Origin of the sequence: Curtobacterium sp. ME12 (assembly GCF_903970855.1) — a bacterium.
GTDB lineage: Bacteria > Actinomycetota > Actinomycetes > Actinomycetales > Microbacteriaceae > Curtobacterium > Curtobacterium poinsettiae_A.
Genome location: NZ_CAJCKD010000004.1, coordinates 74,419 through 88,430 on the forward strand (window position 1 = coordinate 74,419; position 14,012 = coordinate 88,430).

The following is a 14,012-nucleotide window of genomic DNA, read 5'->3' on the forward strand; positions in this document are numbered from 1 at the left end:
GGCCACGTCACAGGCCCGGCGACAGTCCACGCGCCCGTCACCCCGTGAGGCGTCCCCCAGCCCGTGACGGCGCGGTCGCCGCGCGGTCGCCGCGCGCCCGCGCCCGCAACGAGCAGAGGACGTCGGGCGCGAGCGCCCGACGTCCTCTGTGCTCACTCGACGCCCGCCGTGGCGTGCGCCGAGGCGTCCGGTCAGCCGATCGAGACGGCGGTCCAGGAGACCGGCGGGAGCTCGATCGTGACGGTGTCCCCCTCGCGGCGGACCGACTCGTTCGTGCGGAGCCCCACGCGCGAGGTGTTCTCCAGGTCGTTCACGGCGTGCAGGTCGTCGTCCCAGACGCCCTCGGCGTGGACGTCACCCGTCGCACCGATGCCGGCGAGGTCGATCGTCACCGTGGTCGGCTCGGACGGGTGGCGGTTCACCAGGAAGACCGCTGCCTTGCCGTCCTCGGACACGGTGGCAGCGGAGTCCACGACCGGGACCTCGCCGTACTTGCCGCCGTCGACCGTGTCGCCCGAGGCCTTGACCTGCAGCGACGTGCCCTGCGCCAGGCGCGAGGTGACCGAGAACGGGAAGAAGGTCGTCTGGCGCCAGGCCGGTCCACCGGGCTCGGTCATGATCGGGCCGATCACGTTGACGAGCTGGGCGAGCGAGGCCGAGGCGACGCGGTCGGCGTGCCGGAGCAGCGAGATGAGCAGGCCACCCACGACGACGGCGTCGGCGACGGTGTAGACGTCCTCGAGCAGACGCGGGGCGACGGGCCACTCGTCGAGCGTGAAGGTCTTGGCCTTCGCTTCCCACTTCTTGATCGACCAGACGTTCCACTCGTCGAACGAGATGTCGATGCGCTTGTCGGACTTCTTCTGCGCCTGGACGTGGTCGGCGGCCGTGGTGACCGTCTTGATGAAGTGGTCCATGTTGACGCCCGAGGCGAGGAACGACGGCAGGTCGTCGTCCTCCTCGTAGTAGGCGTGCGCGGAGATGTAGTCGACGTCGTCGTAGGTGTGCTCGAGGACGGTGCGCTCCCACTCGCCGAACGTCGGCATCGACGCCCCGGAGGAACCGCAGGCGACGAGCTCGAGGTCGGGCTGGATCTGCCGCATGGCCTTGGCGGTCATGGCGGCGAGCTTGCCGTAGTCGTCGGCGTTCTTGTGGCCGAGCTGCCACGGGCCGTCCATCTCGTTGCCGAGGCACCACATCGTGATGGCGAAGGGTTCCTGGCGACCGTTCGAACGGCGGTATTCGGACAGTGCCGTCCCGGCGTCGATGTTCGCGTACTCGAGGAGCTCGATGGCTTCCTGCGTGCCGCGGGTGCCGAGGTTCACGGCGAGCATGAGCTCCGAGCCGACCTGGTCGAGCCAGTGCTGGAACTCGTGCAGGCCGACCTCGTTCGTCTCGGTCGAGTGCCAGGCGAGGTCGAGGCGGCGGGGGCGCTGCTCGACGGGGCCGACGCCGTCCTCCCACTTGTAGCCGGAGACGAAGTTGCCACCGGGATAACGGATGGCGGAGACGCCGAGTTCCTTGACGAGTTCGACGACGTCCTTGCGGAAGCCGTGCTCGTCGGCGGTCTCGTGGGCGGGCTCGTGGATGCCGTCGTAGACGTGGCGGCCGAGGTGCTCGACGAACCCGCCGAACAGGCGACGTCGCACCGGCCCCACGGTGAACGCGGCGTCGAGGACGAGGTGTGTGCGGGGCATGGATCTCCTTCGATCGTGGCAGTGCGGTTCGTGCGGGGAGCGGGTGGGGCCACGGACGGGAACCGAAGCGGGCCGTCACGAAAGTGAGCGCTCACCTGCCGGAAACGCTACCGGGTTCCGCGCCGTCGCGAAAGGGGTGGCGGATGCCGGGAGCGAGCGCTAATGTGAGCGCTCACGGAGCACCGGAAGGTCGTTCCGTGTCCGGAGCAGCAGTGCTCCGGGTCCGGAGCAGCGATGCTCCGGCGGGAGCACCGACCCTGTTCCCGAGCCCGGCCCATCCCGATGGAGTGATGCCATGCCGATCCCACCCGCAACACCCGCGTCGCGCCTCTCGCGCCGGGGCTTCCTCGCCGCCGGCGCAGCGGCCGCGACGGTCCTGCCGCTCGCCGCCTGCTCGAGTCCCCTCGCCGCCGGCCTCGCCGGCAGTGCGCTCAACCCCGAGACGCTCGTCTTCTGGAACCTGTTCGGCGGCGGCGACGGCGTTCGCATGCAGGCCATGGAGGACGGCTACGCGAAGCAGCACGGCGGCGCGAGCGCGCTGCAGGGCACCACGTTCGCGTGGGGCAACCCGTACTACTCGAAGCTGACACTGGCCACCGTCGGGAACAAGCCGCCGGACGTCGCGGTCGCGCACCTGACCCGTGCGAAGCCGCTCTGGGACGGTGACCTGCTCGACCCGATCACGTCCGACGACCTGGCGAGCGTCGGCCTGAGCGCCGCCGACTTCAACCAGAAGGCCTGGGCGGCGCAGAAGACCGACGGCAACAACATCGCGGTCCCGCTCGACACCCACCCCTTCGTCCTCTTCTACAACGTCGACGTCTGCAAGAAGGCCGGTCTGATCGACGGCGACGGCAACCTCGTCGACCTCAACGGCATGGACAACTTCGAGAAGGCCCTCGCCGCGGTCGCCAAGGTCACCGGCGGCACGGCGCTCAACGTCGCGAACGTCGTGCCGGAGACGGCCACCCCGTGGCGCTTCTTCTGGACGATGTACAACCAGCTGAAGGACGCCACCCCGTTCATCAGCGACGGCGGGTCGAAGCTCACCGTCAACGAGGACGCCTACAACGAGGTCACGAGCCGGACCCAGAAGTGGGTGAAGGAGGGCTGGCTGAACAAGGCCCTCGACTACGCCACCGCGCAGTCGCTCATGTTCGACGGCAAGGCCGGCTTCTTCATGCAGGGCGAGTGGGAGATCAGCACCGCGCAGTCGATCAAGGGCCTGAACTTCGGCATGGCGCCGATCCCCCAGCTCTACGACAAGCCGGCGACCCAGGCGGACTCGCACACGTTCGTCCTGCCCAAGAAGGACCGCACCCCGGAGCAGCGCAAGCAGCACATGCTCTTCATCAAGCAGATGCTCGAGCAGAGCCTGACGTGGGCCGAGGGCGGGCACGTGCCGGCCTACATCCCGACGTTCGACAGTTCGGCGTACAAGAAGCTCACGCCGCAGTCGAACTACGCGGCCGCAGCCGAGACCGCCGTGTTCGACGACGCCGCCTGGTACGGCGGTTCCGGCTCGACGTTCGAGGGCACGGTGGGCGCCCAGCTCGCCCTCGTGCAGCAGGGCAGCTCGTCCCCCGCGCAGGCACTGCGCGCCATCAAGTCGCAGCTCGCGACGTACCTCAACACCCCGAGCCCCCTGTGACCCGGCACGCAACCGCCCGGCAGGCTCCCTCCGGGCAGACGACCCCCGCGATCGCCGTGAACACCGCGCGAAAGGCACGATGACGTGACCACAGCACCTGTCCTCGACCGGCCGACGGACGCGACCACCGCGCCGCGTCCACGCCGGAACCGCTCCTACGGCTCCAGTGTGAACCGCGGCCAGGGCCGCAGCGGCTGGCTGTTCCTCGCCCCGTTCGGCCTGTTCTACGTGGCCTTCCTGCTCGGCCCGACGGTCTGGATGATCGTCACGAGCTTCTTCAACACCTCGACCGTCCGCACCGGGCTCGGCAGCTTCGCGGGGTTCGCGAACTACGCCGAGATGCTCGGGCGCAGCGACTTCTGGTCGTCGCTCTGGCACACGCTGCAGTTCACGCTGTACACGACCCCGCCGCTCGTCATCCTGGCGTTCGTGTTCGCCGTACTGACGAACCGGATGAACCGCGGCCAGTGGTTCTTCCGCCTGGCGTTCTTCCTGCCGTTCATCCTGCCGTCGGCGACGATCTCGCTGATCTGGGTGTTCATCTTCACGCCGAGCACCGGCCTGTGGGCGAGCCTGCAGTCGGCGATCGGCATGACCCCCGGCTCGGGCATGCTCTCGAGCCCGAACACGGCCATGATCGGTGTGGCGATCGCCACCGTGTGGTGGACCCTCGGCTTCAACTTCGTGCTCTACCTGGCCGGTCTGCAGGAGATCCCGCGCGAACTGTACGAGGCAGCCGCGGTCGACGGTGCGTCGAACTGGCAGCAGATCAAGTCGATCACGCTCCCCCTGCTCGGCCGCACGACGACGCTGGTCGTCCTGCTGCAGATCATCGCGAGCCTGAAGATCTTCGACCAGGTCTACCTGATGACGAACGGCGGGCCGGGCATCTCGACCCAGGTCTCGCTGCAGCTCATCACCGGCGTCGGCTTCACCGACAACCGGCTCGGTGCCGCATCGGCCGCGTCGGTCCTCCTGTTCATCGTGATCGTGGCGATCGCGGTCATCCGGCAGCTCGTCGAGCGCGCTGCCGCCAAGCGAGAGATCGGGGCCTGACATGACCGCCACCGAGAGCATCACCACCGGCCGCAAGCTCCGCACCGGCGTCTCGTCCGCCGCTCCCACGAGCGCCGCGAAGATCGGCGTCAGCGGTCGTGGCTTCACGATCGCTTCGGGGATCGTCCTGACGATCTTCGCGATCATCTGGCTCATCCCGAGCGTGTTCGCCCTGAAGACGTCGCTGTCCGACAACGGCGTCGCCGCCCTCGGCGCCAATGCGATCCTGTCCAACTGGAACCCGACGCTGCACTCGTACTCGTCGCTATTCCAGGCCGGCGACATCTGGAACTGGTACCTCGCCAGTGCCATCACGAGCGTCGTCACGGCGGCACTCACCGTGCTGTTCGCGTCGATGGCTGCGTTCGCGCTGTCGCGGCTGGTGTTCCGCGGCCGCAACATCGCGTTCCTGCTCATCATCCTCGGGATCATGATCCCGACGCAGGTGCTGATCATCCCGATCTTCCAGGAGCTCAACGCGGTCGGCCTGCTCAACACCTACTGGTCGGTGATCTTCCCGCAGGTGCCCGCCGTGATCGCGGTGTTCATCTTCAAGCAGTTCTTCGACGGCATCCCGAAGGAACTCGAAGAGGCCGCGCGCATCGACGGGGCCGGCATCTGGAAGGTCTACTGGTCGGTCATCCTGCCGCTGTCGCGTCCGGTGATCGCGGCCGTGACGATCCTGACCTTCGTCGGGGTGTGGAACAACCTGCTGCTGCCGCTGTTCGTGCTGTCCAACCCGGACCTCATGACGATCCCGGTCGGGCTCGCCACGGTCCAGGGCAGCTTCGGCCAGCGCTACGCCGACATCCAGGCGGGTGCGATCCTCGCGGCGCTGCCGTTGATCATCCTCTACCTGATCTTCCAGCGGCAGATCGTGGAGGGCGTGACCGGCTCGGGCCTCAAGGGCTGACGCGACCCCACCACGGACGGGAGGCCCGGTGCCAGCTGGCACCGGGCCTCCCGTCCGTCCGTTGGTCGCGTCGCGTGCGCGGCGCGGCTGGTGCTGTCGGGCGTACCTGGCGGAACCGGGCGTACCTGGGCGGAAGTTCTGTGACGGTACGCCCGAACGCACCAGGCAGCGCGCCCGCCAGGGGAAAGACCGGGCGTACTTGGTCGGAACGGGCATACCTGGCGGAACGGGCGTACCTGGTCGGAAGTTCGGTGACGGTACGCCGGAAAACACCAGGCAACGCGCGCGCCAGGGGAAAGAACGGGCGTACCCGGGTGGAACGGGCGTACCTGCCAGGCACCGAGCGGGTCAGGCGGGGACGGAGACCTTCGTCTCGTGCTTCCAGAACCCGGAGAACGTGATGCGCGACTTCGGCAGGCCCGCACGGTGCAGATGGCGGCGGCCCTCGGTGGCGAGTCGCGACTCCCCCACGACGAACGCGTACCCCTGGTCGTCGGACGGCACGTGCCGCTGCAGTTCGGCGAGGGCGCCACTGCCGGGGACGGCACCCGGCTGCCGCACGATCCAGGTCACCTGCACGCCGGTGGGGGCGTCGAGGTCGCGGATGTCGGCGGCGGTCGGGACCTCTTGGATGATGCGGCCGACGGTGTCGCGCGGCAACGAGGCGGCGATGCCGACGACGCCGGGCAGGCCGGTCTCCTCGGCGGCGACGACGACCTCACTGGTGCCTGCGGGGACGTCGAAGATGCAGCCCTGGTCGAGCATCGCGAGCTCTTCGCCGGGGCGTGCGGCGCAGGCCCAGATCGCGGCCCGACCCTCGAGCTCGCCGCAGTGGTCCAGGTGCACGACGAAGTCGATGTCGAGCTCGGCGGTGCCGTCGGCGAGCAGGCGGTACGCGGCGACGGTGTAGTTCGCGCAGTGGGGGCGGATGTCCTCGGGGATGCCGAGGAACGTCGGCCACCACTTCTTGCCGTCCAGGTCGGGCATCCGGAAGGCGTCCTGGTCGGGGCGCCGGACGAACAGGCGGAACCAGTGGTCGAAACCGAGGTAACCGAACTCGTGCAGGTCGTCCCCGGTGACGGTGACGCGCTGCATCGAGGGGGTCACCCGCTGGGTCCTGAGGACACGGGCGCGGAAGAGCCGGGGGTTCGTCGGCAGGAGCCGCGGGGTCTTCGCCATGAGGCAAGGCTAACCTAAGATGACTTCCGTGCCAGCCCCCAATCCCGTTCTGGCTTCCGGTCCGGAGGTCCCCGAACCCGTCGCGTCCAGCACCCGACGCGGCGACGCGTCCCGCGCCCTCGGCGTCCACCGGACCGCTGTGCGCAGGCGGGCCGTGGTGATCGTCGGACTCGTCGTCGCGCTGGTGCTCGTCGCCGTGGCGAGCATGCTGCTCGGCAGCAACCGCATCGGTGTCGCCGAGGTGTGGGCGGGGCTCACTCGCTCCGGGTCGAGCACCGACGAAGCGATCGTGTGGGGCTCCCGCATCCCGCGCACGCTCATCGGTGCTGCGGTCGGCGCGGCCCTCGGCATCGCCGGGCTGCTCATGCAGGGACACACCCGCAACCCACTCGCCGACCCCGGCCTGTTCGGGGTCTCGTCGGGTGCGGGGCTCGCGGTGGTGCTCGGCGTCTACGTGTTCGGGGTCACGAGCACGAGCGCGACCGTGTGGTTCGCCCTGGTCGGGGCCCTGGTCGCCAGCGTCGTCGTCTTCTCGGTGACCATCGCCGGCAGCGGCACCGCCAGTCCGGTGCCGCTCGCCCTCGCCGGGGCCGCGGTCTCGGCGCTGCTCGCCGCCCTGACCTCATTCGTCGTGCTGACCGACCAGGCCTCGCTCGACGCGTACCGGCTCTGGGTCGTCGGGTCGCTCGCCGCACGCCAGCTCGACATCCTCGGGGCGGTGTGGCCGTTCCTGGCCGCCGGGCTCGTGCTCGCGGTGCTGAACGTCCGCGCCCTCGACGCCCTCGGGCTCGGGTCCGAGCTGGCGAAGGGGCTCGGAGAGAACGTGCTCGTCGCCCGGCTCGTCGGTCTGGGCGGGATCACGCTGCTCGCCGCCGGGGCGACCGCTGCGGCCGGCCCGATCGGCTTCGTCGGCCTGACGGTGCCGCACGTCGCCCGCGCGCTCGTCGGCACCGGACACCGCTGGACCCTGCCGGTCTCCGGTCTGGTCGGCGCCGCCCTCGTCCTGCTCGCCGACGTCATCGGTCGCCTGATCGGCGGGTTCTCCGAGGTCGAGGTCGGCATCGTGCTCGCCGTCATCGGCGGCCCGGTGTTCGTGGCCGTGGCCCGCCGCCGATCGCTGGTGTCGCTGTGAGCGGGGCAGCGGTGCGCAGCACCGGGCGCACGCCCGGCAGCACGCCCGAGACCACCGCACCGGGCAAGCCCGCCCCGGCTGCACGAACCCCCCGCCGCACCGGCATCCGCATCGGGCCCGTCGGCCTCGCCTGGCGCCCCCGGGTGTTCTGGTACACGGTCGCGTCGCTCGCGGCCGTCCTGGTGCTCATCGTCCTCGGGACGGCGGTCGGCTCGACGTGGATCGCTCCCGGGGTCGTGGTCCGGTCCCTGCTCGGCCTGGAGTCCGGGCCGGACGCCTTCATCATCACCACCCTGCGCCTGCCCCGCGTGCTCACCGGCGCGCTCGTCGGTCTGACGCTCGGGGTCGCCGGCGCGCTCACCCAGACCTTCACCCGCAACCCGCTCGGCACCCCGGACATCATCGGCGTCACCGCGGGTGCGAGCGTGGGTGCGGTCGCGGCGATCGTCCTCGGCGGCGGGACGTACTCGGTGTCGTCCCTGGTGCTCGGTGGCGGGATCCCGGTGGCCGCCACGATCGGCGCCCTGGTCGCAGCGGTCCTGGTGTACGGCCTGGGCTGGCGCGGCGGCGTGCAGAGCTACCGACTCGTGCTGGTCGGCATCGGCGTGAGCGCGACCCTCGACGCGGTGACCAGCTACCTGCTCGTCCGCGCGAAGATCACCGTGGCCACCGCGGCGTCGCAGTGGCTCGTCGGCAGCCTGTCGAGCACGTCGTGGGAGAGCGTCTGGCCGCTGCTCGTGGTGGCCGTCGTCGCGGTGCCGATCGCGCTCGCGACGAGTGCAGCCCTCGGCATCGGGCAGCTCGGCGACGAGGTCGCGACGGGCGTCGGACTCGGCGTCCAACGGCACCGGCTGCTCGTCATCGCGCTCGCGGTCGTGCTGACCGCCGCCGCCGTGGCCGCCGCTGGACCGGTCGGCTTCGTCGCGTTCGTCGTCCCGCAGGTCGGGCTCCGGCTCGCCGGTACGAACCGGCCGCCGCTGCTGCTCGCCGGTGCCCTCGGCGCCGTGCTCGTGCTCGCTGCCGACCTGCTGTCCCGTTCCGCGTTCCCGTGGCAGGTGCCGGTCGGCATCATCACCACCGTGATCGGGGCGCCGTACCTGATCTGGCTCCTCGTCCGTCACCGCAAGGAGATGTCCCGATGACAGCACCACACCAGCACCAGCACCAGAACGAGCACCAGGGCCAGGGCCAGCTCGACACCCCCGTCCTCGAAGCCACGGCCCTGTCCGTCGGCTACGACCGCCAGCCCGTGCTGCGCGACCTGGACCTGCGCATCGAACGCGGCACCGTCACGACGTTCCTCGGCGCGAACGGCTGCGGCAAGTCGACCCTGCTCAAGGCCTTCGGACGCGTGCTCAAGCCGCAGGCCGGCGAGGTCCTGCTCGACGGCACCCCGATCCGCAGGGAGCCGAACCGCCAGGTCGCCCGCAAGCTCGCGATCCTGCCGCAGTCCCCCGTCGCCCCAGCGGGCACCAGCGTGCTCGACCTGGTGATGCGGGGCCGGAACCCGCACCAGTCGTGGGCGAAGCCGTGGACCGCCGAGGACGCCGCCGTCGCCGAAGAGGCGATCGCCGCCACCGGCCTGACCGAGGTCGCGCACCGTGACGTCACGAGCCTGTCCGGCGGGCAGCGCCAGCGCGCCTGGATCGCCATGGTCGTCGCGCAGCAGGCCCAGACGCTCCTGCTCGACGAGCCGACGACCTACCTGGACCTCGCGCACCAGCTGGAGGTCCTGCGGCTCGTCCGGCGGCTGAACCGCGAGCAGGGGTCGACGATCGTGATGGTGCTGCACGACCTGTCGCTCGCGGCGCGGTACTCCGACCGGCTCGTGGTGCTGCACGACGGCGGGGTCGTGGCCGACGGCACCCCCCACGACGTCCTCACCCCGGCACTGCTCGAGCACGCGTTCGGCCTGCACGCCCGGGTGTTCCCCGACCCGGTGACCGGTGCACCGATGATCGTGCCCGAGGCGGACGAGCACGACCCCGTCCCGGGCGCCCCGACCGAGCACACGGAGCCGACGAAAACCGAAGACGCGCTGGCGAGTGCTGCGAACTTAGGTTAGCCTCTCCTAACGTGAAGACCTCCCGACGTGGCCACCTGCGCGCCGCCCTCCTGACCTCCGTGACCGTCTCGGCACTCCTCCTGACCGGCTGCTCGAGCACCGGCAACTCGAACGACTCCGACTCCGACGGCGGCACCGCCGCGTCGAAGGCCTGGTCGTACGAGGACGCCACGGGCGCCACCGTGAAGGTCGACCACACGCCGAAGCGCGTCGTCGTGCTGAACGACATCGCCCTGTCGTTCATCGAGTACGGCCTGAAGCCCGTCGGCACCTTCGGGCAGCTGACGATGGCGAAGGACGCCCGGTTCAAGGGTCTCGACACCGACGGCATCACGCAGCTCGGTACCGCCTACGGCGACATCGACCTCGAGCAGCTCGCCGCGCTCAAGCCCGACCTCGTCGTCACCTCGGTCTACCCCACCGATGCCAAGGGCACGCTCGACACGAAGCAGCCCGGCTACGGCTTCAAGGACAAGGCGCAGGAGAAGCAGATCGAGGCCATCGCGCCGGTCGTCCAGGTGAAGTGGGGCGGCAAGGGCGAGGACGTCATCGAGACGATCGCCGAACTGTCCGAGTCCCTCGGTGCGAAGGAGTCGACGGTCGACGCCGCCGAGGAGCGCTTCGACACCGCGGCCGACGAGCTCGAGAAGGTCTCGAAGGAGAAGGACCTGTCGGTCGTCTCGATGTACGCCGACGGTGACGGCGCGTACGTCACCCGTCCGACCGACGAGCCGTCGCTGCAGATGTACGCGTCGTACGGGGTCGACTTCGTCGACCCGAAGCCCGAGGGCTTCTACTGGGGCATCTACTCGTGGGAGAACGCCGGCCAGATCACCGGTGACGTACTGCTGCTGTCGCAGCAGGGCTACCAGGTCGCAGATCTGGAGAAGCAGCCGACCTTCGCCGACAACGCCGCGCTCGAGGCGGGGCAGGTCCACAGCTGGACGTTCCCGGCCCTCGACTACGCGTCGCAGGCCGACTACATGACCAAGCTCGCGGGCTGGCTCGAGGACAGCAAGAAGCTGTCCTAGGACGCAACCGAGAACCGGCCGGGAGGCACGGTGCCAGCTGGCACCGTGCCTCCCAGCCGTTCGTGGTTGCGTTGCGGGCCGTCAGCCGACCGGCAACGCCGCGTTCACCGCCGTCTGCGCGTCGCGCCAGACGGCCGCGCGTGACCCCGCGTAGGTGCCGCCCTGACCGTTGGAGAACGACCGCAGGTTGTGCTTGGCGCCGTCCGTGTTGCCCTGCCAGTAGGCGGTGACGGCCCGTGAGGTCCCGCCCACCAGCCACACCTGGTCGGCCGCGTCCGTGGTACCGGTCTTGCCGAACAGCGTCGCGCCGTCGGGGGTCTGGCCACCGCTCGCCGTCCCGCCGCGGAACGCGCCCTGCATGACGTCGAACGCGGTGGCCGCGGTCTCCGGGGACACCGCCTGCGTGCACGTGCGGGGTTGTCCGCCGAGTTCCTCGCCGTCGGGGGCGATGACCTGGTCGATCACCACGGGTGCACAGAACCGCCCGCCGTTCGCGATGCCCGCGTAGGCCGACGCCATCGTGAGCGGGGCGATGCTCTCGGTGCCGAGCAGGGACGCCGGGTTCCAGGGCAGCTCGCCACCGGTCGCCAGGTGCACCCCCAGCCCCTCGGCGACGTCGCGGATGTCGCACAGGTCGAGCTGTTCGGCCATCGACTGGTACGCCGCGTTCACGGACTGCGCCGTCGCCGACCGGACCGAGTACGGACCACGCTGCCCGGGTGAGTCGTTCTTCGGCTGCCAGAACGCCGAGGTGGGTCCACCGCAGGCGGTCCACTCGCTGTGCGGGTGCGGTGTGCCGTTGACGACGGTGTCCGGGCTGCGGCCGGCCTCGATCCACGCCAGCAGGGTGAACATCTTGTAGGTCGAACCGGTCTGGAACCCCGTCGAGCCGCCGTCCGTCTGGTCGGTGGCGTAGTTCAGCGAGGTCGCCGTGCGGGGCGCGTCGGACGACCGGTCGTGGTCGGTGTTCTGCGCCATCGTCAGCACACGACCCGTCCCGGCCTCGACCGTGTTGAACGTTGCCCCCAGCGCCAGCCGCGTCTCGGTCTTCGGGTCGTACTGGTCCAGCAGCCGCTTCTGTTGAGCGTTCAGGTCGAGGTCGAGCGTCGTCTGGATCCGGTACCCGCCGGTGCGCCACGCGTCCGCCCGCTGCTGCTTCGTCGTGCCGAGCTGCGGGAGCCGTTGGGCGATGGTCTCCGCGTGGTCACAGAAGAACTCCGCACCCACCTCGACCGCCTCGCACCCCTGCTGCGGTGCCGTCAGGTGGACGTAGTCGGCGACACGGGACAGCCGAGCCGTGCGGTACTCCTCGGTCGACAGGTGCCCCTGCTCGTGCATGGACCGCAGGATCACGTTCCGCCGGGCGGCGTTGTCGCGGTGGTGGTCCAGCGTCGACAGGTCGCGTCGCTCCGGCCACTGCACGATCGCGATGAGGGACGCCGCCTCGGCCGGGGTCAGGCCGGTCGCCGACTTGCCGTAGTAGTGCTGCGCCGCCGACTGCACCCCGTAGGTCTGGTCGCCGAAGTAAGCGATGTTCAGGTACGCCGCCAGGATCTGCTGCTTCGTGTACTGCTTCGCCAGGCTGATCGCGAGCTTCATCTCGGCGAGTTTGCGCTGCGGCGTCCGCCGGGTCGCGTCCTCGTAGGCAGCCTCGCGCTCCTCGGCGGTGGGCAGTTCGCTCGCCTGCTGGATCTTGATGTTCCGCACGAGCTGCATCGTCAGGGTCGAACCACCCGACCCGCCCTCGGTCCCGGACGTGGCGACGCTCACGAGCGACCGGACGACGGACGTCGCATCGACGCCGCCGGTCTCGTAGAACCGCTTGTCCTCGCCGTCCACCGCGGCGTGCTCCAGCTCGTCGCTGATCTGCTCGAGCGAGAGCTCCTGCCGGTCCTGGTCCCACACGTTGGCCAGGTGCACCGGCTCGCCGCCGCGGTACGCCCAGATCTGGTTGCGCTGCGGCAGCTGCCCGATCTCGATGTCCTCCGGCAGCGACTCGAACACCCCGATCGCCGAGGTCGTGCCGACCCCGGCGACCGCGATCACCGGAGTCACCCCGACGCTCACCAGCAACCCGGCGAGCACACTGCCACCCACGAAGCCGAGCGCGGCTCCCCCTGCACGTCGCATCGTCATGTCGTCCGTTCCCCCTCGGTCGCACCACCATCGGCGCGGTCCGGAGAGGCTCCCAGTCCTGCTCGGGCAGGCGCCGTGACTTCCCCGCGGAACACCGTCGTGTCCGCTGGGAAAGTGCCGGTGGGATCCGCTGCCGACGTGGTCGGCATCGGGCTCGGCGTCGCGGCGCTCGTCTCCGGCCTCGCAGCCGCTCGGCGCAGCGCGGCCTGACCACCGGTCGCGCGCCGCTCCGAACGCCACGGCCGCGGTGGTGGCGGGACCGCCAGGACCAGAGGATCATCGGCTCATGGAGTACTCGACGGCGATGCTCACCGAGGAGACGTGGCCCGACTTCGCCGCGCTCGTCACCCGCAGCAACGGCGTGTGGGGTGGGTGCTGGTGCATCGGTTTCCACCCGGACGGCCCACGCGGCACGCGCGACCCGACGCTGTCCCACCAGGAGGCGAAGCACCGACACGTGCGGAACGGCACGAACCACCAGGTGCTCGTCTACGCCGACGGAACGGCGGTCGGGTGGTGCCAGTTCGGTCGGCCCGTCGAGCTGCCGACGATCCTGAACCCCGGCGCGTACGCGCGTGATGCCTCGACGCCGCCGGACTGGCGGATCGGCTGCGTGTTCGTGGAGTCCCGGCACCGCGGCCAGGGCGTCGCACGTGCCGCGGTGACGACGGCGCTGGAGGAGATCCGGCGGGCCGGCGGCGGGACGGTCGAGGCCTACCCGGAGCAGACCGTCGAGCGGAAGCCGCAGCGCGGGGCCTACCTGCACACCGGACCGGAGGAACTGTTCACGCAGTTCGGGTTCGTGCGCGACCGCCGCATCGCCAAGTGGCGGTGGGTGATGCGCACGACGGTGTGACCGGCGTGCCCGCTCGACGCCGCACTGCCAGGCCGGCGCGCGTACCGTTGGAACAGTGACACGCACCGCTCCGGTACGACCGCACCGCCTCGCCCTCATCGGCGCCGCCGTGGCTCTGGTGATCGGGGTCGGACTGCTCTTCACCCCCTGGGACGGGCCGGTCATCGTGCTCGCCTGGGCGCTCATCGTCGCCGCGGTCGTCCTCGGCGCGGTGACGCTGTTCCTGGTGCGGGCTCCCCGCAGTTAGTCCCTCACGCTGGGCACTTGTCCCCTTTTCTCCCGACTGTCCGAGCGCG

General features: G+C 70.4%; 12 protein-coding genes. 9 read left to right on the forward strand and 3 right to left on the reverse strand.

The window, feature by feature from the left end; genetic code table 11:
* Nucleotides 1-191 precede the first annotated feature (191 nt).
* Nucleotides 192-1,697 carry an alpha-N-arabinofuranosidase gene (locus H7A73_RS03950; protein WP_182064771.1) on the reverse strand — a complete coding sequence of 502 codons (1,506 nt, stop codon included), beginning with the start codon at nucleotides 1,695-1,697 and terminating at the stop codon, nucleotides 192-194.
* 295 nt (nucleotides 1,698-1,992) lie between these two features.
* On the opposite strand from H7A73_RS03950, the gene H7A73_RS03955 reads away from it, so the two are divergent.
* The 3 genes from H7A73_RS03955 (at nucleotide 1,993) to H7A73_RS03965 (ending at nucleotide 5,317) form a co-directional block, all read left to right on the forward strand.
* Nucleotides 1,993-3,348, forward strand: coding sequence for an extracellular solute-binding protein (locus H7A73_RS03955; RefSeq protein WP_182064772.1), 1,356 nt, complete (start codon nucleotides 1,993-1,995; stop codon nucleotides 3,346-3,348).
* A gap of 84 nt (nucleotides 3,349-3,432) precedes the next feature.
* Entirely contained in the window at nucleotides 3,433-4,404 is a 972-nt protein-coding gene (locus H7A73_RS03960; protein ID WP_182064773.1) for a carbohydrate ABC transporter permease, read from the forward strand.
* Between the two features lies 1 nt (nucleotide 4,405).
* Nucleotides 4,406-5,317: a carbohydrate ABC transporter permease gene (locus H7A73_RS03965; protein ID WP_027466145.1), complete on the forward strand. Its 912-nt coding sequence runs from the start codon at nucleotides 4,406-4,408 to the stop codon at nucleotides 5,315-5,317.
* A 348-nt stretch (nucleotides 5,318-5,665) separates the two neighbouring features.
* Here the strand turns inward: H7A73_RS03965 and H7A73_RS03970 are convergent, their stop codons facing one another.
* Nucleotides 5,666-6,496, reverse strand: coding sequence for a siderophore-interacting protein (locus H7A73_RS03970; protein WP_182064774.1), 831 nt, complete (start codon nucleotides 6,494-6,496; stop codon nucleotides 5,666-5,668).
* A 157-nt stretch (nucleotides 6,497-6,653) separates the two neighbouring features.
* On the opposite strand from H7A73_RS03970, the gene H7A73_RS03975 reads away from it, so the two are divergent.
* The 4 genes from H7A73_RS03975 to H7A73_RS03990 are packed head-to-tail and all read left to right on the forward strand — an operon-like array spanning nucleotide 6,654 to nucleotide 10,724.
* A complete protein-coding gene (locus H7A73_RS03975; RefSeq protein WP_259362690.1) occupies nucleotides 6,654-7,628 on the forward strand; it encodes a FecCD family ABC transporter permease in 975 nt (324 codons plus the stop codon).
* Between the two features lie 11 nt (nucleotides 7,629-7,639).
* Complete coding sequence (locus H7A73_RS03980) at nucleotides 7,640-8,770, forward strand: FecCD family ABC transporter permease (RefSeq protein ID WP_182064806.1); 1,131 nt, start codon at nucleotides 7,640-7,642, stop codon at nucleotides 8,768-8,770.
* Nucleotides 8,767-9,693, forward strand: a complete 927-nt coding sequence (locus H7A73_RS03985; RefSeq protein WP_182064775.1) for an ABC transporter ATP-binding protein — start codon at nucleotides 8,767-8,769, stop codon at nucleotides 9,691-9,693. The genes H7A73_RS03980 and H7A73_RS03985 overlap by 4 nt, the downstream gene beginning before the upstream one ends.
* An 11-nt stretch (nucleotides 9,694-9,704) precedes the next feature.
* On the forward strand, nucleotides 9,705-10,724 hold the full coding sequence (locus H7A73_RS03990; protein WP_182064776.1) for an ABC transporter substrate-binding protein: 1,020 nt from the start codon (nucleotides 9,705-9,707) through the stop codon (nucleotides 10,722-10,724).
* 81 nt (nucleotides 10,725-10,805) lie between these two features.
* Here H7A73_RS03990 and H7A73_RS03995 read toward each other — a convergent pair whose 3' ends face one another.
* A complete protein-coding gene (locus tag H7A73_RS03995; protein ID WP_247737627.1) occupies nucleotides 10,806-12,860 on the reverse strand; it encodes a transglycosylase domain-containing protein in 2,055 nt (684 codons plus the stop codon).
* A 286-nt stretch (nucleotides 12,861-13,146) separates the two neighbouring features.
* Between H7A73_RS03995 and H7A73_RS04000 the strand changes: the two genes are divergently transcribed.
* Nucleotides 13,147-13,716, forward strand: coding sequence for a GNAT family N-acetyltransferase (locus tag H7A73_RS04000; RefSeq protein ID WP_220456586.1), 570 nt, complete (start codon nucleotides 13,147-13,149; stop codon nucleotides 13,714-13,716).
* Between the two features lie 55 nt (nucleotides 13,717-13,771).
* Nucleotides 13,772-13,963 (forward strand): hypothetical protein, encoded by a 192-nt coding sequence (locus H7A73_RS04005; RefSeq protein WP_110862603.1) that lies wholly within the window; start codon nucleotides 13,772-13,774, stop codon nucleotides 13,961-13,963.
* The last annotated feature ends 49 nt before the right edge of the window (nucleotides 13,964-14,012 follow it).